Consider the following 23,795-nt stretch of genomic DNA (forward strand, 5'->3'; position numbering starts at 1 on the left):
GAGAACACGTCGAGAGAACAGGGGCCTTTGGTGCTTTCGGATCTGCGAGTCAACCGGGCATGGCTGGGGCTGATCGTCCTCATGCTGCCGACACTGCTCGTCGCGATGGACATGACGGCGTTGCTCCTCGCGCTCCCGCGGCTGAGCGCCGACCTGGGTGCCACCGGCGTCCAGCAGCTGTGGATCAGTGACAGCTACGGCCTCATGGTGGCCGGGCTGGTCATCACGATGGGTACGCTCGGCGACCGGATCGGCCGCCGACGGCTGCTGATGATCGGCGGAGCGGCCTTCGCGGTGCTGTCGGTGGTGGCCGCCTTCGCGGTCGGCCCGCTGATGCTGATCGTCGCGCGTGCGCTGCTGGGCGTCGCCGGCGCGACCCTGGCACCGTCCACCCTGGCCTTGATCACCAACATGTTCCGCGACGAGCGACCTCGTGGGCAGGCCATCGCGGTCTGGGCGACCTGCGTCGCGCTGGTCTTCGCCGGCCTCGCCATGGCCGGTACGGGTCTGCTGGTGACGCAGTACCTGCAGAGCGTGCTGGGCTTCTCGCCGGTCGCGTCGGCGGTGCTGTTCGCGCCCATGGGCCTGGGCGTGGCGGTCGGCACCATGGCCGCGCCGGCGCTGGCCCGGCGGATGCGGCAGACCACCGCGATCGCCGGCGGGCTGGTGGGGTCGGCGCTGGGCAGCCTGCTGCTGGTCGGCGTCGGTATCGGCGGGGCGAGCGCCCTGCCGCTGGTGATGACCGGCATCGCCGTACTGGCGCTGGGCACCGGCCCGCTGTTCGCGCTGGGCACCGGGCTCGTCGTCGGATCCGTGCCGCCGGAGCGCGCCGGTTCGGCGGCGTCGATGTCGGAGACCGGCAACTACTTCGGCGGCTCGCTCGGCTTCGCGCTGCTCGGTTTGGTGGCCGCGGTGATCTACCGCGGCCGGATGCACGGCACGTCCGACTCGCTGGCCGGCGCGGTCGCCACCAGCCGGCACCTTCCCGCCGGCCGGCGCGCGGAACTGCTGCACACCGCGCGGGAGGCGTTCACCTCCAGCCTGCATGTCACCGGTCTCACCGCCGCGGTCCTCTTCGCCGGCCTGGCGGTACTGACCCTGACCATGCGCCCGGCCGCCCGAACCACCCCGGCCGCACTCCCCGACTACGAGACGACGGGCGCATAACACCCTGCGGAGGTCATGGAACGGCTCAGCCCAGGTCGATGTCCGTCCCGACGGACCGTTCCCGGGCGGCCTTGACGACGAGGGCTGCCGCCGCGGCGTCCTGGACCGCGACGCCGACGGACTTGTAGAGCGTGATCTGTGCGGGTGCGGTGCGGCCGGGTCGGCTGCCGGTGAGGAGTTCGCCGAGGTCGGCGTGTACGTGGTCCGCGGTGATGATGCCGTCGCGGATCGGGTGCAGCAGGTCGTTGCTCCCGGCGGGGAAGGGGGCCAGGGCCGCCTGCCGGGATTCGACGCAGACCAGGGCGTCGGCGACCGTGGCGTCATCGACCTCGCGGCCGGCGGGATTGAAGCCCACCGAGGTCACGTGCACGCCCGGGGTCAGCCAGGGGCGGCGGACGACGGGGTCGACGGCGTGGGTGGTGGCCGCGGCGATGTCCGCACCGTCGAGCGCCTGGGCGTAGGTGGCCACCGCCTCGGCGGGGAGGCCGAGTTCGGCCGAGAGTTCGGCGGCGAGGGCGGTGGCGTGGGCCGGGTTGCGGCCGGCGACCCGGATGTGGCGGATGGGGCGGACCCGGCACATCGCCCGGGCATGGGAACGGGCCTGGGCGCCGGTCCCCAGCAGGGCCAGCACCGACGCGTCCGCACGGGCGAGCAGCCGCGCCGAGAGCGCCGAACAGGCGGCGGTCCGCGCGGCGGTGATCGCCGTACCGTCCAGCAGGGCCGTGGGCTCGCCGGTGTCCGGGTCGAAGGCGACGATGAGCGCCTGATGGGTCGGCAGCGGCGTGCCGGCGTTGTGCGGGAAGACGGAGACGAGTTTGGTCGTCAGCGCCCCGGCGGAGGGCACATGGCCCGGCATGGCGGCGACGAAGCCCTCCCGCTCCGGCACCATCGCCGCCACCCGGTCCGGCGCCGAGGCCCGTCCGGCGCTGAGGTCGGCCATCGCCGACGCCAGCGCATCGATCAGCGCCGCCATGTCCAGCAGCGCCTCCACCTCCGAGCGCCCCACCACCAGCATCCGGTTCGACCTCCGGTCACGTCGCATCACGACGGATCTCGTCGTGCCTCGTCGCATCTCGCTGCATCACCACGTACGGCCGGTGCGGCACCGGCCGAGGAGTTCGACCGTAACGCCGACCGGGGCAGGGCGGAGCGCGCCGGGCCGAGGGGGACGGTCGGTGACGGCCGTGCGCGGACGGTGACGGCCCGGCCGTGCCGCGGGGCGGATACGGGCGCACCCTGGAGGTATGGTCCGCGCCAATGAGGAGGTCGAGGCGCTGCTGCAGGAGTACGCCGACCTCATCGCGATCAGTGGTGGCGACGCCTTCAAGGCCCGTGCCTACGAGAAGGCCGCCCGCGCCGTCGGCGGCTACCCCGTCGACGTCACCCAGCTCGACGTGCCGGGACTGCGGGAGATTCCGCACGTCGGCGCCTCGATCGCGGAGAAGATCGTCGAGTATCTGCGGTCCGGGCGGGTGGCCACCATCGAGGAGACCAGGGCGTCGGTCCCCGCCGGCGTACGGGAGTTGATCAGCATCCCCACCCTGGGGCCGCGGAAGGCAATGGTCCTCTACGAGGTGCTGGGCATCACCTCCGTGGACCAGCTGCTCGACGCCGTCCACGAGGAGCGGCTGCGGGAGCTGAAGGGGTTCGGTGAGAAGACCGAGGAGAACATCCTGCACGGCATCTCGCTGATGCAGAAGGCCGGGGAAGGCCGGATCCTGCTGGGTGCCGCCATGGAGCTGGCGGAGCAGATCGTCGCCGAGCTGTCGGGGATCCGGGGGTGCAAGCGGTGCACGTACGCGGGGTCGCTGCGCCGGATGCGGGAGACGATCGGGGACATCGACATCCTGGTCGCGGCGGAGCGGTCCGCGCCGTTCATGACGGCGCTCACCGGGCTTCCGTACACCGCCGAGGTCATCGCGCACGGCGAGAAGAAGACGTCGATCCGCACCACCAAGGGGCTGCAGGTGGACCTGCGGGTGCTGCCGCCGGTGTCCTGGGGTGCGGGACTGCAGTACTTCACCGGGTCGAAGGCGCACAACATCCGCACCCGGGCGATCGCGGTGCGCCACAAGCTCAAGCTGTCCGAGTACGGGCTGTTCCACGCCAAGAGCGGCGAGATGGTCACTTCGGAGACGGAGGAGGGGATCTACGACCGGCTCGGGCTGCCGTGGATCCCGCCGACCCTGCGGGAGGACCGCGGCGAGGTCGCGGCCGGGCTCCGCGGAGAACTGCCCGACCTCGTCACCGAGCACGACATCCGGGGCGATCTGCACACCCATACCGACCTCACCGACGGGCTCTCCTCCCTGGACGACATGGTCGCCGCGGCCGCCGAACGCGGTTATGCCTATTACGCCGTCACCGACCACGCCCCGAACCTCTACATGCAGCGCATGACGGACGAGAAGATGCTCGCGCAGCGGGAGGAGGTGCGTGCGATGGACCGCCGGTACCGCGGTATGCGACTGCTGCACGGCACCGAACTCAATATCGGCCCGGACGGTGATGTCGACTGGCCGGATGACTTCCTGGCGGGCTTCGACCTCTGTGTGGCCTCCATCCACTCGCACTTCAACCAGAGCCGGCAGGCCCTCACCCGCCGCCTGATCCGCGCCTGTGAGAATCCGTACGTGGGCGTGATCGGTCACCCCACGACGCGCCGGATCGGTAAACGCCCGGGAATCGACGCCGATTTCGACGCGGTCTTCGCGGCCTGCGCCAGGACGGGCACCGCGCTGGAGATCAATGCCCATCCCGAACGGCTCGACCTCTGCGACGAGGACATCCTCCGGGCCAAGCGCCACGGCGTGAAGTTCGCGGTGAATTCCGATGCGCACTCCACCACGCATCTGCCCTATCTGCGGTACGGCGTGGGCACGGCGCAGCGCGGCTGGCTCACGAAGGACGACGTCATCAACACCTGGCCGCTGACGAAACTCCGGCGCTTTCTGCGGAAAGCCGGTTCACCGCGCTGAGGACGGCTTGCAGGGTGGCGGTGGTGGCATCGGGGGCGACCCCGGCGCCCCAGGCGGAGCGCTGGTGGTGGTCGAGGCGGGCGTAGGCGGCGAACCGCGGGGCCTGGTCGCCGTCCGGTGGAAGGGGGTGCTGGGTGAGCTCCCCGAGTACGAGGGTGGTGGGGTCGAGGGTGTCGGGGTGCGCAAGCGTCGCGAGGCCGTGGAGGAGGGCGTCGGCGAGTGCGGTTCCGGTGCCGTCGAGCGTCAGTGTGTCGCCGGTGCCGGTCAGCAGGGTGCAGGTGAGGGACCGGGTGGCGCCGTCGTCGGAGCTCGCCGCGGTGTGGTCGAGGAGGGCGAGCGGCCGGGTGGCTTCCAGGTAGGTGCGGCGGAATACCGACCAGACTTCGTCGGCGGACAGTTCCCCCTCCGTGCCGTCGGTGTGCTCCTGGATGATCCGGGCGAATTCCGCCTGCAGCGGGCGCGGCAGGTCCAGATGGCATGCGGTTTTCAGCAGGTAGGCCGAACCGGCCTTGCCCGACTGGGAATTGACGCGGATCACCGCTTCGTAGTCCCGGCCGATGTCCTTGGGGTCGATCGGGAGGTACGGCACGGCCCAGGGCAGTTGGTCGAGCGGGGTGCCGGTGCCGGCGGCCCGGTGTTCCAGGGCCTCGAAACCCTTTTTGATGGCGTCCTGGTGGGAGCCCGAGAAGGCACTGTGGACGAGTTCGCCGCCGTAGGGGTGCCGGGGGTGCACCGGGAGCCGGTTGCAGTATTCGACCGTGGCGGCGACCTCGGCGAGATCCGAGTAGTCGATCTCCGGGTCGACGCCCTGGGTGAAGAGGTTGAGTCCGAGGGTGACGAGATCGACGTTGCCGGTCCGCTCGCCGTTGCCGAAGAGGCAGCCCTCGATGCGTTCCGCACCGGCCATGCAGGCGAGTTCGGCGGCGGCGACGGCGGTGCCGCGGTCGTTGTGCGGGTGGATGGAGAGGATGAGGGAGTCCCGCCGGTCGAGGTGGCGGTGCATCCATTCGATCTGGTCGGCGTAGATGTTCGGGGTCGACATCTCGACGGTGGCGGGGAGGTTGAGGATCATCTTGTGATCCGGGCTCGGGTCCCACACCTCGGCGACCGCGTCGCTGATCTCCAGCGCGAAGTCCAGCTCGGTGCCGGTGAAGGACTCCGGGGTGTATTCGTAACGGATGCCGGGGATTCCCAGGTCCTCGGTGAGCTTCTTGCACAGCCGGGTGCTGCGCACCGCCAGGTCCTTGATCTGTGCGCGGTCCATCCCGAACACCACCTCCCGCTGCAGACAGGACGTGGAGTTGTACAGATGGGCTATCGCGCGGTGGGCGCCGGCCAGGGACTCGAAGGTGCGGTGGATGAGTTCCTCGCGGGCCGGCATGATGACCTGGATCGCGACGTCGTCCGGTATCAGGTCCTCTTCGATGAGCAGCCGGATGAAATCGAAGTCGGTCTTGCTGGCCGCCGGGAAACCGACCTCGATCTCCTTGAATCCCATCCGGACCTGGAGTTCGAAGAGTTTCCGCTTGCGGGCGAGGTCCATGGGGACGGCCAGCGCCTGGTTTCCGTCCCGCAGGTCCACCGCGCACCACTGCGGGGCCCGGGTGAGGGAGGCCGCCGGCCAGGAGCGGTCCGGGAGGTCGACGCGGGGATAGGCGGTGTATCTCCGTATGGGCATGCCCGAGGGCTGTTGCAGCGGCTGACCGGTGAGGGGGTGGGAAGCGGGCATCAGGTTCTCCTCATTCCGTGCCGGCCTCGACGGGGACCGGTGCCGCGTCATTGCGGGCGCCGCCCCAGCGGTGCTGGGTCTCGTGGTGGATGTGCCAGATGTCGTCCTCGGTCAGCAGGACGGAGACGACGTCGGGAAAGGCTTCCTCGAAATAGATGTAGGGCTTTCGGTTGTCGATGCGCGGGGAGTGGTAGTCGAGCCGGTCCTGCATGCCGTGGGCCCGGGTGACGGGCGTCGCGGGGTGATAGGTGAGGATGTTCGGGCTGGCCAGGTCGATCAGCTTGTCGTCGATGAGCCGGCCGACCTCGTGGATGGTCTCGTCGATGCTCGACCGGTTTTCCCCGTCCAGGCCGAAGAGGACGGAGGTGCCCAATTGCAGGCCGTGCGCCTTGACCAGCGCGGCGGCCTCCCGGACCTTTTCCCGCCAGGGTTTGCGCTCGTCCCGGCGGAGGTTCTTGTGGATATGGGTCATGACCTGTGTCGACATGCTTTCGATGCCGATGTAGACGTAACTGCAGCCGGCTTCCTTCATCTTCCGCAGAATGGCGTGGGATTCCTCCGCGGAGTGGAGTGCGACGAGGGTGTCGACGGTCAGCTGGGCGCCCCATTGGAGGCCGTGCAGCCGGTCGATGTCGTCCTCGTGGGTGAGGAATCGCCGGTAACGGGCGTCGAGTTCGGTGGGCGGGGTGCTCCGTATTCGGCTGAGTTCCTCGCAGAAATCGCCGATGTCGCGGTAGCGGCCGCTCCAGAAGACCGAGTCGTCGAAGAAGAGTGATTCGGCGCCGTAGCCGAGGTATTCGCAGACCCGCTGGACCGCCGTGCCGATCGCATCGTCCTTGAACCGCTTGAGGCCGTTGCTCAACTGGGCGGATTCGGAGCAGAAGTTGCAGCGGTAGGGGCAGGCGTTGGACACCATGAAGTGGGCGGTGCGCAGCACGTCCCCGGTTTCCGGGTGGGTGAAGATCGGGAAGCGGGAGCGGATGGCGAAGGCCTGGTACGGCGACGGCAGGGTGGCGAGGTCGAGCGCCCCGCCGCGCAGCGGCACCGCGTCGAGGGCGTCCCCCGCGGCCAGGACGACGAGGGAGCTGCCGGCTCCGGGCCCTTCCTCGGCGAGCAGCCCCTGCAGACACGGCAGCACCTGGTCGCGGTCGACCCAGGTCCGGTCGAGGTCGGTGGCCAGCGCGAGGGCCCGCATCAGCAGGTCCACGGCGTGGTACGCCTCACCGCTGATCACCGCGTCGACCACCCGGGGCACCTTGCCCTCCTGCATGACGGCCAGCGGGCTGCTGGGCTTGAGCAGCAGCGCCTGGCCGTCGGGGGTGGCCGTGGTGGTCTCGTCGACGTGCCGGCCGCCGAGGATGACGAAGGCCTCCGGGACCTCGCGCTTGGCCAGTTCCGCGATCTGCAGCGCATAGCGGTGGGCGGGCGATACGGCGCTGATGAGGACGACCCGGGGCCGGACCTCGCGGAGCAGCCGTACCCAGAGGTCGCGGGCCGTGTCGTCCCACACCCTGGGGTCGAACACGGTCCGGTCGGTGTTCGGGGCCGTCCCGTAGGCGCGGTATCCGTCGTCGCCGGCGGAGAGCCGGTACTTCTTGGAGGGGAACCGGGTCCACTCGGGTGCGAGATCGGTGTAGTGCTCGGCGTCCGCCAGCGGGCCGGCGTCGGCCACCGCCCGGTGCACGGCGAGGCTCAGCGCCGTGTAGAGGCACATCGGGTCGCCCGGGTAGGTGATTTCGCCCTCGGACTGGGTCATGACCGGTGCCAGTACGGACAGCACCGGGAAATAGCGGGTTTCCGCCCGGCCGTCGGCCAGGTACTCGGTCAATCGTTTTCTGCGGGTGCGGCGTCGTTCCCGGAAGGCGTCGGGGTCGGTCACGTCCCCGGCCCGGTGCAGCCGTACGGTGCCGTTCCCCGAATACACCTTTTCCATGGCGTGCGTGGCCATCAGTCCTCCGGATTTCCGATTTCTTCCGGGGTCTTTGCCCGGAACGCGGACATCGGTGACGCAAGGGATCCGGTGGGACGCCACAAAAAGAGCGGGTGGCATTCTCGCGATGGTGCCGGGGCGTTCTGCGCATGGGCGTCTGAACTCCCGGGAAAGTCCCCCGACTTTGTCCCCCGTGATCTTTCCGAACTTTACTAGCCCCGGCCCGGCGCGCGTCAACGACAAAGAAAAACTGTCCACATTGTCGTTTTCGGCCCGGGCGCCCAGGACCGGGGTTTCATTCCCCTCGGTGCCGGCGCAGCGCGGCGTCCATGCGCGCCAGCGTCTCTTCGAGGATCTGGGGTGACGTACCGAAATTGAGCCGGACGAACCCCTCGCCGTCGGCACCGAAGGCCGGGCCGGAGAAGAGCAGCACCTTCGCCTGGTCGCGGAAGAACGGCATCGGGTCGGCACCGAGCCCGAGGCTCCGGCAGTCGAGCCAGGCCAGAAAGGTGGCCTCCGGGGTGCGGCAGCGGACCCCGCGGGGCAGCCGCTCGGCCAGCCGCCGCCGGTTGCGGTCCAGGACCGCCATGACGTCGGCCAGCCAGTCGTCACCGGCCGTCCAGGCGGCCTTCAGCGCCTCGACCGCGAGCACTCCCACCTGTCCGAAGAGCAGCCCGCGCCGGGCGTCGACGGCCTCGCGGACGGCCGGCGGGCCGATGTGGGCCAGCGCGCAGCGGATCCCGGCGAGGTTGAACGCCTTGCTGCCCGAGGTGAGGGTGATGGTGCGGGCGGCGATCTCCGGGCCGAGCGAGGCGAAGGGGAGGTGCCGGTGCGGGGCGTGGGTCAGGTCCGCGTGCACCTCGTCGGAGATCACCAACAGATCCCGCCGGAGGACGAGTTCGGCCAGCGCCTCCAGTTCGTCCCGGCGGAAGACCCGGCCGGTGGGGTTGTGCGGGTTCACCAGGAAGAGCACCCGGCACCGCCCCACGTCCCCGTCCGCCGCGGCGCGTTCCATCCGCTCCTGGTCGAACCCCCAGCCATCCGGCCCCTCTTCGACGGGCACGGTCAGCGGCCGGCGGCCGATCTTCTCGATGACGTCGACGAACGGCGGACAGGCCGGGGTGTGCAGCAGGACGGCGTCGCCCGGGTCGGTGGCGACCTGCAGCGTGGCGAGCATCGCCTGGTTGATGTCGGTGAACAGCCGGGCGTGGGTGGGTTCGGGCCGGTGGCCGTACTTGCGGTGCATCCGGGCGGCGAAGACCTCCCCGAGCGGGCCGCCCTGACTCTCGTCGAACCACGTGGGGTAGCCGAGATCGCCGTCCGCGCGGCGTATCAGTGCCTCGCGGATGGCGGGTGCGGTCGGGAAGTCCATGTCGGCGACCCAGGAGGACAGCATGCCCTCACCGGCGGTGGCCCATTTCTCGCCGTCCCGTTGTGCGAGGTGGTGCAGTTCGACGGCGTCGAGCGCGGCCGGCGAAATGTCGGTGCTCATACGGCTCTTCCCCCTGCGGTCGGATGACACGGCGCCGTGCGGCCGGTCGGTTGCCGCGCGACAGGGAGACGGCGACGGATTTCCCCGCGTACGTCCTCGTCGAGGCCCCCTTGGGGAGTACATGATTATGCAGCAGGCGCGGACCGGGGTATGTGACGCCCGCCACATTGTGGCGGTCAGTGGTGGCCGGTTAATGTCGCCAACAGCCGGGCGCGCAGCCCGGATTGGCCACTGAGCGGGACAGTTCCCGGACTCGGAGGTTCCCGACCCGGCATCGGTGCGCAGCCGCGCCCCACCGATTGCCCGCCGCCGAAATTCCCCTGCGAAGTCGAGAAACTCCGAGACAGGAGACGGTAATTGTCCTCCCATGCCGCCCAACTCCCCACGGACCGGCCTCGTGGCGTCGATGCACCGGCGTGTACGGCAGTGGTGCGCCAGGAGATTCCCGGGCTGTACGACGACGCGGTCCGCGCGCTGGCCGCCTCGTGTGCGACCACCCCGGAGAACGTGCTCCTGGCCGGATTCGCCGCGCTGGTGTACCGCTATTCCGGGCAGAACCAGGTCGAGTTCCGGGTGGGCCGGGAAGGCGGCAAGGAGGCGCTGCTGCGCTTCTCCGTCACCGGCGGGAGCACGCTGCGCGGGCTGGCGGGTGAGGCCGGCGCCGTGGCGCACCCCGGGACGGCGCCGGCCCGGCTCGGCGTACGCATCGGCGCGCCCCCGGTGGACGGCGACCCCCGGCCCTACGAGGCCGAACTCGCCCTGCCGGCGGCGGACGCGGGCTCCCGGTGGGCCGCCCTCCACTTCGACGACCGGCTCTTCGCCCCGGCGACGGCGCAGCGGATGCTCAGCCACTACGGGCATCTGCTCACGGACGGCGTGCGCCACCCGGACCGGCCGCTGGAGCAGCTCGCCCTGCTCACCGAGGCCGAGCAGCGCCGCGTCCTGCTGGAGTGGAACGACACCGCCGTGACACTGCCCCACGAAGGTGCCTGTCTGCACGAGGTGTTCCAGGAGCGGGCCCGGCAGGCACCCGAGGCCGTCGCCGTGGTCCAGGGGACGGCCCGGCGGACGTTCCGGGAGATCGATGCCGCGGCCAACCGGCTCGCCCGCCATCTGCGGGACCTGGGCGTCGGCCCGGACGACCGCGTCGGCCTCTTCCTCGACCACTCCCCCGAGCTGCTCGTCGCCATGCTCGGGGTGCTCAAGGCCGGCGGGGCCTATGTGCCGCTGGACCCCGGGTATCCCCGGGCCCGGCTGACCACGATGATCTCCGGTGCGTCGTGCGTGGCCCTGATCAGCCGGACCGGGCTCGCAGACGCTCTGGGCAGCGGCGCGGATTCCGTGGTGCGGGGCCAGCTGATCCTGCTGGACCGGGACGGGGCGGCCCTGGCCGAGCGGCCGGAGGACGACCTCGAGCCCGTGGCCGGCCCGGACAACCTCTGCTACGTGATCCACACCTCGGGGTCCACGGGACGGCCGAAGCCGATCGCGCTGCGCCACCGGGGCGTGCTCAACAACATCGCGGACCTCAACACCCGCTTCGCCGTCGGCCCCGGCGACAGCGTGCTGGGGCTGTCCTCGCCGAGCTTCGACATGTCGGTCTACGAGTTCCTCGGCATGACCGCGGCCGGCGGCACCCTCGTGCTCCCGGCGCCGGGCCGCGCCAAGGAACCCGCGCACTGGGCCGAACTGGCCGCGGAGCACGGCGTGACCGTCTGGAACACCGCCCCGGCGCTGCTGGAGCTGGTGCTGGACCACCTCGACGCGACCGCCGCGGACGGCCCCGCGTCGCTGCGCTCGCTCCGGCTGATCATGCTCGCCGGGGACTGGATCCCCGTGAAGATGCCCGACCGGACGCGGGAGTTCGCGCCGGACGCGCGGTTCGTCTCGCTCGGCGGGGCCACCGAGGCCTCGATCTATTCGACGCTCTACGAGGTCGAGGCGACCGACCCCGGCTGGACCAGCATCCCGTACGGGCGGCCGATGGCCAATCAGCGGACCTACCTCCTGGACGAGGCGCTGCAGCCCGTTCCGCCGGGCGTGACCGGCGAGCTGTACCTGGCGGGCGACGGCCTGGCCGTGGGCTATCTGGACCTGCCCGAGCTCACCGCCGAGCGGTTCCTGGACTGGTCGTACGGCCCGGTGTCCGGCGAGCGGCTGTACCGCACCGGCGACCTGGCGCGGTGCGACGCCGACGGGCTGATCGAGCTGCTCGGCCGGACCGACCTCCAGGTCAAGATCCACGGGCTGCGGGTCGAGCTGACCGAGATCGAGTCCGTGCTGCGGGACCACCCCCGGATCAAGGAAGCGGCGGTGGCGGCGCGGCCCGATGCCACCGGCGCACCGGTCCTGGTCGGCTACGTCGTCCCGCGCGAGGGCGAGGTGCTCGACCCGGACGAGATCCGCGACCGGCTGGCGACCCGGCTGCCGGCCCATATGGTGCCCGGCACGCTGCTGGTGCTGTCCGCGATGCCGCTGAGCCCGAACGGCAAGCTGGACCGCAAGGCGCTGCCAGCGGCCCCGTCGCCGCACGACGGGGACCGGGACGGCACCGTACCCGCGGGCGCCGCCCCGAGCGGCCCGTGGGAGGAGCGGATCGCCGCTGCCTGGCGCGAGGTGCTGGGGGTCGAGGCGATCGGGCGGGACGACGACTTCTTCCGGCTGGGCGGCGACTCGATGAAGGCGCTGCGCAGCATGACGCAGGTCCCCGAGATCACCCTGGTGGACCTGTACCGGCATTCGACGCTGCGGCTGCTGGCCGCGCATCTCGAGGCCACGGCGGGTGGGCCCGGGGCCGCGGAGCGGTCACCCGGGCCGGACGCCGCGGTGTAGGGAAGGGTCCCTCGTGGGTCAGCCGGCGGCGGTGCAGCGCACCGGCAGCCGGCTGACCCCGGTCAGGAAGCTGGACCGGAGCCGTTCGACCGGTCCGGACAGCTCCAGTTCGCCCACCTGGTGGCGCAACTCCTCCAGCATGACCCGGAGTTCGACCCGGGCCAGCGGGCCGCCGAGGCAGAAGTGCGGGCCGTGGCCGAGGGTGAGGTGCCGGTTCGGGGTGCGGGCGAGGTCGAAGCGGTAGGGGTCCGGGAAGACGTCCTCGTCGCGGTTGGCGGAGGTGTTCCAGAGGGTGACGATGTCGCCCTCCTTGATGTCGCAGCCGCGCAGCGTGAGGTCCGTCGTGGCGGTCCGTCCGAGGTGGGTGACCGGGGTGGTCCAGCGCAGCACCTCTTCGACGGCGGAGTCGAGCAGGCCCTCGTCCTGGCGCAGGCGCCGCCACTGCTCGGGGTGCTCGATCAGGGCCAGCACGGCGCCGGCGGAGGACAGCCGGGTGGTCTCGTCGCCGCCGATGATGATGTTGTAGCAGTTCAGCAGCACTTCGGCGTCGCTCAGCGGCGTGCCGCCGGCCTCACCGTTCGCCAGCAGGCTGACCACGTCCGCGCCCGGGAACTCCCGCCGGCCGGGCAGCAGTCCGGCGTAGTACAGCAGGATGTCCTCCTGCGCGTCGGCCGCGGCCTCGGCGGCCTCCGGGGTGCCGTCGTCGCCCATCGCCGCCATCGTCAGATCGAGCATCAGGGTGCGGTCGGCGGGTGGTACGTCGAGCAGTTCGCAGATGGCCATCAGCGGGATCTGCGCGGCGACATCGGCGACGAAGTCACCGCCGCCGGCGTCGACGACGGCCGCCACCAGGTCCTTGGTGGCCGCCCGGACGCTGTCGGCGATCTGCGCCATGGCCCGGGCGGAGAACGCCCCCTGCAGCACCTTGCGCACCGCGGAGTGCCGGGGCGGGTCGGTGACGACCAGCATCCGGCCGCCGGCCGGGTCGCCGCCGGTGAGCAGGGTGCCGAGCATGTTGCCCTGTTCGGAGCTGAGCCGGGCGGTGTCGCGGTAGACGGTGGCGAGGTCCTGGTAGCGGGTGATCACCCAGAAGCCGGGACGGTCGCCGTCGGCCTCGCACCAGGCGACCGGGTGGGCGTCGCGCAGGGTGCGCCAGGCGTCGCAGGCGTCGGGGTCCGGGTGGACGGCCGGGTCGATGAGGTCGAACGGGATGGTGTGGCGCGGTGCGGTCATGCGGGTTCCCCGTCCGGGTTGCTGGTCACGTGGGCTCCTGTGGGATGGTCGGCGGCACGGCCCGTCACTCGGGGCGGGGCAGCGTCCGGAGGCGTTCGGCGAGCAGGGTGCCGATCTCGGCCAGCGGCTCGGGGGCGAGCATGTCGCCGTGCCGGCAGGCGACCTGGTGGGCCTCGATCCGGCCGCTGACGTACGGCGCCCAGTTGGCGGGCCGTTCGGGGTCCGGGCCCTTGTCCTCGGTCGCCTCGAAGAACAACAGGTCCGCGTCGAGCGGCCGGGAGTGGTGCCGGCGCTGGGCGTTGACGTTGTGGGTGAAGACCGTGGCGACCGCGGACAGTTGGCGGGGCCCGAGGGTGGCCAGGGCGCTGCCGTGTTCCTTGAGGAGGCGCAGCGCCGACTCCGGGCCGAGCGAGGTCCCTTCGGGCTGCGGGAGGCCGAGCGAGTGCAGCACCTCGGCCAGCGCCTGCGGTTCGTCGTAGTCCACCGGGCGGGCGTCGGGCAGCCGGGGGTACGCGTCGAGCAGGGCCAGCAGCGCGACCCGTTCGCCGTCGGCCCGCAGCAGCCGGGCCATCTCGTGGGCGACGATCCCGCCCATGGACCAGCCGAGGAGGTGGTAGGGGCCGTGCGGCTGGACGGTGCGCAGCCGGGCCACGTAGTCGCGGGCCATCTGTGACAGGTCGGCGGCGGGTGGTTGGCTGCCGTCGATCCCGCGGGACTGCAGGGCGTACACCGGGCGGTCGGCGTCCAGGTGCCGCAGCAGCCCGGAGTAGACCCAGCCGATGCCGACGCCGGGGTGGACGCAGAACAGCGGCTCGCGGGTGCCCTGCGGGCGCAGCGGTACGAGCACGTCCAGCGCGTCGTTCGGGTCGGTGGGCCGGTCCGGGTCCGCGAGCAGCTCGGCGATGCCGGCGACGGTGGGCGTGCGGAAGAGCGTGGCGATGCCGAGGTCGGCGCCGAGGGTGGCGCGCACCCGGCCGGCCAGCCGGAAGGCGAGCAGGGAGTGCCCGCCGCGCTCGAAGAAGCTGTCGTCGATGCCCAGCCCGCCGGACTCGGGGCCACGCTCGTCCAGGCCGAGTACCTCGGCGAACAGGGCGAGCAGCTGGGCCTCCAGGGGCGTGCGCGGGGCCCGGCTCGTGCGTCCGGGGGTGGTGGCTTCGGGTTCCGGCGCGGGCAGCGCCCGCCGGTCGAGTTTGCCGTTGGGGGTGAGCGGGAGGGCGTCCAGGACGACCACGACCGGCACCATGTGGCGGGGCAGCCGGCGCTCGACATGGCGGCGCAGGTCGAGGGCGTCGGCGGTGGCGCCGGGGGTGCGGACGGCGTAGCCGACCAGCCGCTGGTCGCCGGGGCGGTCCTCCCGTACGACGACGGCGGCCCGGTCGACCTGCGGGTGGTCGCGCAGCGCGGCCTCCACCTCGCCCAGCTCGATCCGGAAGCCGCGGAGCTTGACCTGGTCGTCGAGCCGGCCGAGGAACTCCAGGTCGCCGTCGGGGCGTCGGCGCACCAGGTCTCCGGTGCGGTACATCCGCGCGCCGGGTTCGCCGAACGGGTCGGCGACGAAGCGTACGGCGGTCAGGTCCGGGCGGCCGAGGTAGCCGGTGGCCAGGCCGAGGCCGCCGAGGTAGAGCTCGCCGGGGACGCCGGGCGGTACCGGGCGCAGGGCGTGGTCGAGGACGTAGGCGCGGGTGTTCCAGGAAGGCCGGCCGATCGGTGGGGCGGTGTCGAAGGGGCCGGTGCCGAGCCAGGCGGTGGCGTACACCGGTGCCTCGCTGGGGCCGTAGATGTTGGCGATCCGGGCGCCGGGGAAGGCCGCCGCGATCTCGTTGGCCACCGGGGCGCTGAGCGCTTCGCCCGCGAGGACGACGGTGCCGGCGGTCACTTGCGCGTCGAGCCGCGGCAGGAGGCCGGCGAAGACCGACGGGACGCCGCTGACCAGGGCGGGTGCGGTGATCGGGCCGGCTTCCAGGGCTTCCGGTTCGCCCAGTGCCAGCAGGTCGCGGTGGAGGCGTACGGTGCCGCCGGCGGCGAGCGGTCCGAAGAGCTCGAAGATCGAGACGTCGAAGCTGACCGAGGTGGTGGCCTGCACCTGCGCCAGTCCGTCCGGGCCGAGGAATCCGGCGATCCAGGCCATCAGGTCGGCCATGTTGGCGTGCGAGACGATGACGCCCTTGGGGCGGCCGGTGGAGCCGGAGGTGTAGATGAGGTAGGCCGGGTCGGCGGGGTGCAGCGGCCGGCTGCGTTCGTCGTCGGTGAGGTCGGCGCCGGACCGGCCGGCGAGCCGCCGCACGGTCGCCGGGTCGTCGAGGACCAGCCGCGGGGTGTCGTCGGCGGGCAGGGCCCCGGCCGTGTCGCGGGTGGTCACCAGCAGGGCGGGCGCGGCGTCGCCGAGCAGCAGCGCGATCCGCTCGGCGGGGTAGTTCGGGTCGATGGGCAGGTAGGCGGCGCCGGCCTTGAGGACGGCGACCATGGCCACCAGCAGGTCGGCGGAACGGGGCGCGGAGAGGGCCACGATCCGGCCGGTTTCCACGCCGTGTGCGAGGAGTTCCCGGGCCAGGCGGTTGGCCCGGGCGTTGAGCTCGGCGTAGTCGAGGACGGTGCGGCCGCTGATGACGGCGGGGGCGTCCGGCTGGGCCGCGGCCCGTTCCTCCAGCTGGCGCGGGAAAGGGCGGTCGGCGCTGCGGGGCCGGGACTCGCCGTGCCAGCGGTCGAGTTGGCGCAGCTCCTCGGCGGAGAGCAGGACGGTCCGGTCGTGGCGCCGGTGCGGTGCGGTGGCCAGGGCGGCCAGTGCCCGGCGGTAGTAGCCGCCGATCAGCCGCACCTGTTCCTCGGTGAACTGGGCGGCGTCGTACCGCAGATGGAGGTTGATCCCGGACGAGGTGAGGTCCTGGGCGAACTCGGCGCCGAACGGGATGCTGGTGTTGGTGATCCGCCGCTCGTCGAGCACGGTCAGCTCGTCGGAGCGTTCCAGTACGGATTGGTAGACGCGGAAGCGGGTGAAGTTGAAGAAAGTCTCGAAGAGTTCCCGGCCGCCGAGGAGGCGGCGGATCTCGGGCATGGGGTAGCGGCGGTGGGGCTGGAGGTCGATGTCGGTGCGGCCCACCGCCGCGACCAGGTCGTCCCAGCTCCCGCCGGTCAGCCGGGCCCGGAACGGCAGGGTGTTGAGGAACATGCCGAGGACCCGGTCGCCGTCCCGGTCCTCGGTACGGCCGTTGTGGACCACGCCGGTGACGACGTCGGCGGTGCCGGTCAGCATGCCGACGACGTGGGCGTGGGCGGCGAGCAGCACGGTGCGTACCGGGACGCCGACCCGGCGGGCGCAGCGGTCCACGCCCTCGGAGACCTCGGCCGGCAGCGACACGGGGGTGATGCGCATGTCGGGCCGCTCGGCGGGCGGGACCAGCCGGGGCAGGGTGCCGAGGTCACTGTCGGCCAGTTCGGCGGCCCAGAAGTCGCGGTGTTCCTCGGCGGCGATGGCCGCCTGTTCCTCGGCGATGAAGGCGCCGAAGTGGGCGCGGGGCGGTTCCCGGAACGGGGTGGCGGAGCCGCCGAGCAGGGCGAGGTAGCGCTCGAACAGCTCGGAGATCAGGGAGCGTTCGCTCCAGCCGTCGAGGATCACATGGTGCTCGGTGAGCCACAGCTCGAAGGTCTCGTCGGTGAGCCGCTGGAGGTGGAAGCGGATGAGCGGGGCGCGGTCCCAGGCGAACTCCCGGCGCTTCTCCTCCTCGAACCGCCGGTCCATGGCGCTCTGCCGGTCGGCGGCGGAGAGCTGCCGCAGGTCTTCGAAGGTGATCGGCGCGTCGACCCGGCGGTGCACCAGCTGGAGCGGTTCGCCGTAGGTCTCCAGGTCGAAGGAGGTCCGCAGGACCGGGTGGTCGGCGATCAGCGACTCCAGCGCCGTCCGCCAGGCGGCCTCGGACCAGCCGGCCCTGAGGTGGTAGCCGGCCACGTTGTGGTAGATCCGTTCGGCCGCGTTGAGGCCGCTGTGGTAGAGCATGCCGGCCTGGAGGCGGGAGAGCGGATAGGCGTCCTCGACGTCGGCCGGCAGCAGGGCCCGGTCCGCGTCGCCGAGCAGGGACAGCGGCCGGTAGTGCGGCCGGGCGGCGCCCGGGGTGACGGGCGTGGTGTGCGGGGCCAGTTCCCGGATCGTCTGGTGCCGCAGCAGGTCCTGGAGCTCGAATTCCAGGCCGAGTTCGCGGGCCCGGCCGAGGATGGCGATGGTACGGATCGAGTCGCCGCCGAGCAGGAAGTAGTTCTCGTCGGTGCCCACCCGGTCCTGGCCGAGCACCTCGCTCCAGACCTGGACGAGGATCTCCTCGGCGCGGTTGGCGGAGGCGGTGGCCGGGCCGCCGGCGGGGCGTTCCGGGGCGGGCAGCCGCCGCCGGTCGACCTTGCCGTTGACGGTCAGCGGGAAGCGCTCCAGCACGACGAAGGCGGCCGGGATCATATGGGCGGGCAGCAGGCCGGCCAGGTGGGCGCGTAGTTCGGCGGCGCCCAGGTCGGTGCGGCCGGAGACCGCGTAGCCCACCAGGCGCCGCTCCCCCGTCCGGTCGGGTTCGGCGGTCACCAGGGCCTCGGCGACGTCCGGGTGTCCGGCCAGCGCGGCCTCGATCTCGCCGGGCTCGATCCGGAAGCCGCGGATCTTCACCTGGTCGTCGATCCGGCCGCGGTACTCCAACTCGCCGCCCGGCAGCCGGCGGGCCAGGTCGCCGGTGCGGTAGGCGCGTCCGCCGGGGAGGGTGACGAAGCGGGCCGCGTCGAGTTCGGGCCGTCCCAGGTAGCCGCGGGCGAGCCCGGCGCCCCTTACGTACAGTTCGCCGGTGACGCCCTGCGGGACCGGCCGGCCCCGGCGGTCGAGCAGGTCCAGCCCCAGGTCCGGGATCGGCACGCCGATCACGCTGCCGTCGCCGTCGGTGTCCTCCTTGCGGATCGGCCGGTAGGTGACGTGCACGGTGGTCTCGGTGATGCCGTACATGTTCACCAGCTGCGGCCCGTCGGGGTGCCGCTCGAACCAGGGGCGGAGCGCGCGCGGGTCCAGCGCCTCGCCGCCGAAGACCACATAGCGCAGGGCGAGCCGCGCACCGGCGCCGGGCGGCGCGTCCGCGGCCCGCAGGTCCTCGCGCTGGAGCAGGGCGAAGGCCGAGGGGGTCTGGTTGAGGACGGTGACGCCTTCGGTGCGCAGCAGTGCCAGGAAGTCCTCGGGGGCCCGGCTGACCTCGTGCGGAACGATGACGAGGCGGCCGCCGTGGGCGAGCGCTCCCCACAGCTCCCAGACCGAGAAGTCGAAGGCGTAGGAGTGGAACAGCGTCCAGACGTCGTCCTCGCCGAAGCCGAACCAGGGCTCGGTGGCGGTGAAGAGCCGGGCGACGTTGCGGTGCGGGACGAGGGTGCCCTTGGGTTCCCCGGTGGAGCCCGAGGTGTAGATGACGTAGGCGAGGTCGTCGGGGGCGACGCGGGAGGCGAGCGGTCCGTCCGGGTGGGCGGCGATCGCCCCGGCGTCGTCGTCGAGGGAGACCAGGGCGCCGGTGAAGCCGTCCATCCAGCCGCCCGGGCGGCCCTGGACGACGACGTGGGCCAGCGCGGCGTCCCGCAGGATGTAGGCGAGCCGGGCGTCGGGGTACGCCGGGTCGAGGGGGACGTAGGCGCCGCCGGCCTTCTGGATGCCCAGGAGGGCGACGACGAGGTCCGGCGAGCGTTCGGCGGCGAGACCGACCAGGGTTTCCGGGCCGACGCCGTGGGCCCGGAGGTGGCGGGCGAGCTGGTTGGCGCGGCGGTCGAGTTCGCCGTAGGTGAGGTGCTCGCCGCCGTGGCTGACGGCGACGGCGTCGGGGCGCTGCGCGGCGTGGCGGGCGAAGCGTTCCAGGACGGTGGTGGCCTCGGGCCGGCCGTCGGTGGTGTCGAGGGGGGCGGTGCGGCGGTCCGGTTCCTCGGCGAGGTGCGGCGCCAGCTCGTGCACCGGGCGGTCCGGGTGGCGGACGATCTCGGTCAGCAACTGCCCGAAGTGGGCGGCGAATTGCCCGGTCAGCCAGTCCGGCCAGGCGCCCTCGAAGTGCGCGGTGCCGTCGGTGGTCACCACCAGGCGCAGGGCGTGGCCGCGCGCCTCGGGCGCCGGGTGGCGGGTGACGGTGCTGCCGCCGGGGAGGTCCCAGTGGGTGGGGTGCGGGGCGCGCAGGGCGAAGCCCACGGGGAGCGCGGGCTGTTCCTGTGCGGTCCAGTCGGTCAGCGGGTCCGGCTCGGGCAGCCGCCGCAACTGCCCGGCCAGTACGCGGAATCCGGGATTCGTGGACAGGTCGGCGTGCACGGTCGTCCGGGCGGTGAACGGGCCTATGGTGCGGGCGAAGTCGGCGCCGCGCGGGTCGGGGCCGTCGGCGGCGATCAGGACGTCGTCGGCGTCGGTGTAGCGGTTCACCAGGACGGCGAGCGCCGCCAGCAGTCCGTCGGCGAGCGGGGCACCGGCGGCGGTGCAGAGGGATTCCAGCGCGGCGAGGGTGCCGTCGGGCAGCGCCGACCGGTGGGTCCGGCCGAGCGTGCGTCCGGTCGCCAACGGCAGCTCCCCGGTGGAGAGTTCCCCGGCCGGGGTCGCGGGAGCGTCGTGGGCCGGGTCCGGAAGTACGACATGACCGGCGAACTGCCGCACAGGATCCGGCAGTTCCGGTGCGTGCGGGGCCAGCCGGGCGCGGTAGGCGGCGACGAGGTCGTCCACCAGGAGGGTGGCGGACCGGTCGTCGGCGATGATGCGGTGCAGGGTGAGGCGCAGGCGGAGTCCGGTGTCGCCGGTGCGCTGTGCCCGGGCCCGCAGCAGGGGGCCCGCCTCCAGGTCGAACGGGCGGTCCGGCGCGGGGGCTTCGGCGTCCTCGCCCACGGTTTCCCACAGCGGCGGCAGGTGGTCGGCGACCGACTGCACGAGGGTCGTGCCCTCGAAGACGAAGCGGGTGCGCAGTGCTTCGTGGCGGCGGACCACGTCCTCCAGCGCGGAGCGCAGTGCCGAGGTGTCGGGCACGCCGTCGAAGTCGAGGTCGATCACCAGGTGGTGGCGGGTGTGGTCCTCGGTCAGGGCGTGGGCGAGGTAGCGCCGTTGCTGCTGTGGCGTCGCCGCGACCGTACGGGCCGGACGCGCTTCTTCCGGTGCGGCCGCCCGGTCCGCCTGATGAGTGCTCACTGATCGTCGGCCCTTCTGTCACCGGTGTGCTATCGGGATCGTTCGGTTCGCCGGCGCCAGCCGTTCAGGGCCTGGGTCCGGGCGGCAGCGCGCACCACGGGCCGGGACCGTTCCGGTGCTTCCCCGCCGTCGTCGCCGGCCGCGTCGACATGGCGGGCGATGGCGCGGACGGTGGTGTAGCGGAAGAGGTCGGCCGTGGTGAGCTTCGGGTACGGGCGCTGCAGCAGGGCGAGCACGCGCACGATCTGTCCGGAGGTGCCGCCGAGGTCGAAGAAGTGGGTGTCCAGGCCGCGGACGGGGGCGCCGAGTACGTGTTCCCAGGCGCGCCGGACCACCTCGGTGGCGTGCCCGGAATGGGGGCCGGCCGACGGCTCGTCCATCACCGGTGCGGGGGCCGCCGTGGGCGCCCAGTCGGCCACCGCGGCGCGGTCCAGTTTGCCGTTGGGCAGCTGGGGCAGCGCCTCGACGAGCAGCCAGGCGGCCGGGACCATCGCGGGCACGAGCGAGACGGCTGCGTGCCGGCGGAGCTCGTCGGCGAGTGCGGCGGGCGCCGGACGCGGACGCCCGTCGCCGGCCGGGCTCGCCGGGTCGGTGGGGATCAGGCAGGCGGTGACCGCGGTGCCGTCGCCGCTGACGGTGGCGACGGCCTCCTGGACGGCGGGGTGGGCGCGCAACACGGTCTCGATCTCGGCGAGTTCGATCCGCTGCCCGAGGACCTTGACCTGGGTGTCGGCCCGGCCGAGGAAGCGCAGCCCGTGCTCGGGGTCGAGGGCGGCCAGGTCGCCGGTGTCGTAGCCGCTGCGCCCGTCGTGCTCGGCGAAGCGCTCGGCGGTCAGGTCCGGCCGCTGCCAGTAGCCCGATCCCACGCCGGCCCCGAGGATCAGCAGCCGGCCCGGGACTCCGGGCGGGAGCGGACGGCCGTGGGCGTCGACCACCCGGCACTCCTCCCCCGCCAGCGGGCGGCCGATGTGCACGGGTACCTGGGGCTCGACCCGCCACACCGTCGACCAGACGGTGGTCTCGGTCGGGCCGTAGCAGTTGAACACCGGGCCCGGCACCAGGTCGGTCAGCCGGTCGGCCAGGTCGCGGGCCAGCGGTTCGCCGCCGACGAACAGGACCGCGAGGCCGCCGAGCAGCCGCCGGCCGGCCGGGTCGTCGGCGAGGATCCGGGCCATGGTGGGGGTGCACTGGTAGAGCGCGCCGCGCGGCACCTCGGCGTCGGCCACCTGCTGATGACTGGTCAGCAGCACGGTGCGGCCGGTGGCGAGCGGCCAGAACAGCTCCAGCACGCTGATGTCGAAGGAGACGCTCGCGCCGGCGACCGACACCTGGGGCGGCTCGGGGAGGACCTGCGCGAAGGCCGAGAACAGCGCGGCCAGGTTGCCGTGGCGGACGATCACGCCCTTGGGCCGGCCGGTCGAGCCGGAGGTGTGGATGACGTAGGCGGGGTCCTGCGGCGCGAGGACCGGCCACTGCTCGGGCGCGCGGCCGGCCACCGTGTCCGGGCCGACCAGGGTGACGCCGGTGGACGCCAGGACCCGCGCGGCCGCCGCGTCGCCGACGACCACGGCCGGCCGGGCGTCCTCGACCATCATCCGGAGCCGGCCCGCCGGGTACCCGGGGTCGAGCGGAAGGTAGGCCGCGCCCGCCCGCCATGCGGCGACCAGGGCGACGAGCAGGTCCGCCGTCCTCGGCAGGCACACGCCGACCCGGTCGCCGGGCCGCACGCCGGCCTCGATCAGCGCGGCGGCGAGATCCCTTACCCGGCGGTCCAGTTCGGCGTAGGTCACGCGCTCGGAGCCCGCGATCAGGGCGGTGGCCCCGGGTGTGTGCCGGGCGTGCTCGGATATCAGCTCGGGCACCGCCGGGCCGGCCTCGGCGGCCGGCGTGGCGGGCGGCGGTGGGCCGGGGGTGTACAGCCGCAGCGCGGTGAGCGGGGCCGCCGGTGCGGTGCCGAACGCGGCGAGCGCGCCGGCCAGGTGCTCGGCGAAAAGGCGCGCCGACGCGGCGGGCAGGGCGGCGCGGTCGTAGCCGACCGTCAACGTGAGTGCGCCGGCGGGATCCTGATGGAGCGTCACGGCCAGGCCGTACTCGCTGCGCGCGTCCTCGGCCGGTACGAGCTGCCATCGCAGGTCGCCGGTGGTCAGTGGGGCCGCTGCGGTGGCCTGGGTGCAGATGATCTGTGTCAGCGGTGTCCGGCCGGGGCGGCGGGTGGCTCCCGACACGGTGAGGATGTCCTCGATCGGCAGGTCGCAGTGGTCGAGGGCGTCGAACAGCGCGTCGGTGGCCCGGTCGAGCACGGAGGCGGTGTCGGCGCCGTGCAACGGCAGGCGTACCGGCAGGGTGTTCTGCAGACAGCCGATGACCTCGGCGTCCGCCGCGGTGCGGGTGGTGGCGACGCTGGCGAGCACCACGTCCTCGGTGTCGCCGTACCAGCCGACGACCACCGCGACGGCGGCCAGCACCTGCGCGAAGGGCGTGGCCCCGCTCTCCCGGGCGCGCTCGCGCAGCGCGGCGGTGAGTGCGGCGTCCAGCGGCAGGGACACCACGCCGTGCCCGGTCCCGCCGCCCGGTGCGGTCGGGAGGTGCGGCAGGGCGGTGTCCGTGGGCGCGCCGGCCAAGTGGTCGGCCCAGAAGGCGTGCAGGGCCGCGCGGCGTGCGGGCTGCGGCGCGGGCCGGTGGGGGTCGGCGGCGGTGAGCGCCTCGGGGCCCTCGGCGTACGCGCGGGCGAGCTGCCGCAGCAGGACGGCCGCGGAGTCCTCGTCGAACACCGCGTGGTGGACGCCCACGAGGCAGTGCGTGCGCCCGGGCATACCGACGATCCGGATCCGGCACAACGGCCCCGCGCCGTGCGGGAGCGGGGCGCGGGCCTCCGCGATCCATCCGTCGAGGGCGCTCTCGTCGTCCGCCCGTCCGGTCCGGATGTCGACCTCGGAGACGGGGTGGGTGCGCTGGACGAGTCCCTCCGCCGTCGGGTGCAGGGACGTCCGCAGCGCGGGCTGCGCCCGGCAGACCGCCCTCGCGGCCGCGGTCATCCGCTCCTCGTCGACCGGGCCGTCGATCCGGATGTGCTGGAGGAGAGTGGTCGCCCTGCCGCCCTGCTGGTCGAGCAGGAAGAACCGGGTCTGTGCCGAGTCGGCGGGCCTGACCGCATTCCCGGCATCGTCATCGCTGGTCACCGAACAGCCCCCCGACTGAAATCCGCACCGGAATTAGTCGGGCCAGGCTATGAAGGCGGTTTGACCTTGTCAAGAAGAATTCTCGGGGCCACCGCACACACC

At 72.8% G+C, this 23,795-nt stretch carries 9 protein-coding genes and 2 pseudogenes; 4 read left to right on the forward strand and 7 right to left on the reverse strand.

Annotation, left to right across the window (positions count from 1 at the left end):
• Window positions 1-81: 81 nt before the first annotated feature.
• Together V2J85_RS41580 and V2J85_RS41595 are read left to right on the forward strand one after the other, a co-directional pair.
• Window positions 82-465 (forward strand): annotated as a pseudogene (locus tag V2J85_RS41580) (MFS transporter); the annotation flags it as partial.
• A 48-nt stretch (window positions 466-513) separates the two neighbouring features.
• A pseudogene (locus V2J85_RS41595) lies at window positions 514-1,167 on the forward strand (MFS transporter); the annotation flags it as partial.
• 25 nt (window positions 1,168-1,192) lie between these two features.
• Here V2J85_RS41595 and V2J85_RS01965 read toward each other — a convergent pair.
• Window positions 1,193-2,182, reverse strand: coding sequence for an ornithine cyclodeaminase family protein (locus V2J85_RS01965; protein WP_330820747.1), 990 nt, complete (start codon window positions 2,180-2,182; stop codon window positions 1,193-1,195).
• A 229-nt stretch (window positions 2,183-2,411) separates the two neighbouring features.
• Here V2J85_RS01965 and polX point away from each other — a divergent pair, with 229 nt between their 5' ends.
• The gene (gene polX, locus V2J85_RS01970; protein WP_261953427.1) at window positions 2,412-4,145 is read left to right on the forward strand and encodes a DNA polymerase/3'-5' exonuclease PolX; all 1,734 of its coding nucleotides are present in this window, start codon (window positions 2,412-2,414) and stop codon (window positions 4,143-4,145) included.
• Here the strand turns inward: polX and leuA are convergent.
• The 3 genes from leuA to V2J85_RS01985 form a co-directional block, all read right to left on the reverse strand.
• On the reverse strand, window positions 4,084-5,925 hold the full coding sequence (gene leuA / locus V2J85_RS01975) for a 2-isopropylmalate synthase (protein WP_419836725.1): 1,842 nt from the start codon (window positions 5,923-5,925) through the stop codon (window positions 4,084-4,086). The genes polX and leuA overlap by 62 nt on opposite strands.
• The gene (locus V2J85_RS01980) at window positions 5,885-7,822 is read right to left on the reverse strand and encodes a B12-binding domain-containing radical SAM protein (RefSeq protein ID WP_330820445.1); all 1,938 of its coding nucleotides are present in this window, start codon (window positions 7,820-7,822) and stop codon (window positions 5,885-5,887) included. Before V2J85_RS01980 ends, leuA begins: the two co-directional genes overlap by 41 nt.
• Before the next feature lie 277 nt (window positions 7,823-8,099).
• On the reverse strand, window positions 8,100-9,296 hold the full coding sequence (locus V2J85_RS01985) for a MalY/PatB family protein (RefSeq protein ID WP_330820446.1): 1,197 nt from the start codon (window positions 9,294-9,296) through the stop codon (window positions 8,100-8,102).
• A 357-nt stretch (window positions 9,297-9,653) separates the two neighbouring features.
• On the opposite strand from V2J85_RS01985, the gene V2J85_RS01990 reads away from it, so the two are divergent.
• A complete protein-coding gene (locus V2J85_RS01990) occupies window positions 9,654-12,128 on the forward strand; it encodes a non-ribosomal peptide synthetase (protein ID WP_330820447.1) in 2,475 nt (824 codons plus the stop codon).
• Between the two features lie 18 nt (window positions 12,129-12,146).
• Here V2J85_RS01990 and V2J85_RS01995 read toward each other — a convergent pair whose 3' ends face one another.
• The 3 genes from V2J85_RS01995 to V2J85_RS02005 all read right to left on the reverse strand — a co-directional run bounded on the left by V2J85_RS01995 (window position 12,147) and on the right by V2J85_RS02005 (window position 23,693).
• Complete coding sequence (locus V2J85_RS01995; RefSeq protein ID WP_330820448.1) at window positions 12,147-13,361, reverse strand: cytochrome P450; 1,215 nt, start codon at window positions 13,359-13,361, stop codon at window positions 12,147-12,149.
• A gap of 64 nt (window positions 13,362-13,425) precedes the next feature.
• Window positions 13,426-20,514 carry an amino acid adenylation domain-containing protein gene (locus V2J85_RS02000; protein WP_330820449.1) on the reverse strand — a complete coding sequence of 2,363 codons (7,089 nt, stop codon included), beginning with the start codon at window positions 20,512-20,514 and terminating at the stop codon, window positions 13,426-13,428.
• 29 nt (window positions 20,515-20,543) lie between these two features.
• Window positions 20,544-23,693 (reverse strand): non-ribosomal peptide synthetase, encoded by a 3,150-nt coding sequence (locus V2J85_RS02005; protein WP_330820450.1) that lies wholly within the window; start codon window positions 23,691-23,693, stop codon window positions 20,544-20,546.
• Window positions 23,694-23,795: the final 102 nt, after the last annotated feature.

The sequence above is a fragment of the Streptomyces bugieae genome, assembly GCF_036352915.1.
In the GTDB taxonomy this organism is placed as follows: domain Bacteria; phylum Actinomycetota; class Actinomycetes; order Streptomycetales; family Streptomycetaceae; genus Streptomyces; species Streptomyces endophytica.

Bases quoted from the DNA above. Each gene is read 5' to 3' on its own strand.
- V2J85_RS01980 (WP_330820445.1), bottom strand. From the start codon at position 7,822: ATGGCCACGCACGCCATGGAAAAGGTGTATTCGGGGAACGGCACCGTA.
- leuA (WP_419836725.1), bottom strand. From the start codon at position 5,925: ATGACGCGGCACCGGTCCCCGTCGAGGCCGGCACGGAATGAGGAGAAC.
- V2J85_RS01965 (WP_330820747.1), bottom strand. From the start codon at position 2,182: ATGCTGGTGGTGGGGCGCTCGGAGGTGGAGGCGCTGCTGGACATGGCG.
- polX (WP_261953427.1), top strand. From the start codon at position 2,412: ATGGTCCGCGCCAATGAGGAGGTCGAGGCGCTGCTGCAGGAGTACGCC.
- V2J85_RS01985 (WP_330820446.1), bottom strand. From the start codon at position 9,296: ATGAGCACCGACATTTCGCCGGCCGCGCTCGACGCCGTCGAACTGCAC.
- V2J85_RS01995 (WP_330820448.1), bottom strand. From the start codon at position 13,361: ATGACCGCACCGCGCCACACCATCCCGTTCGACCTCATCGACCCGGCC.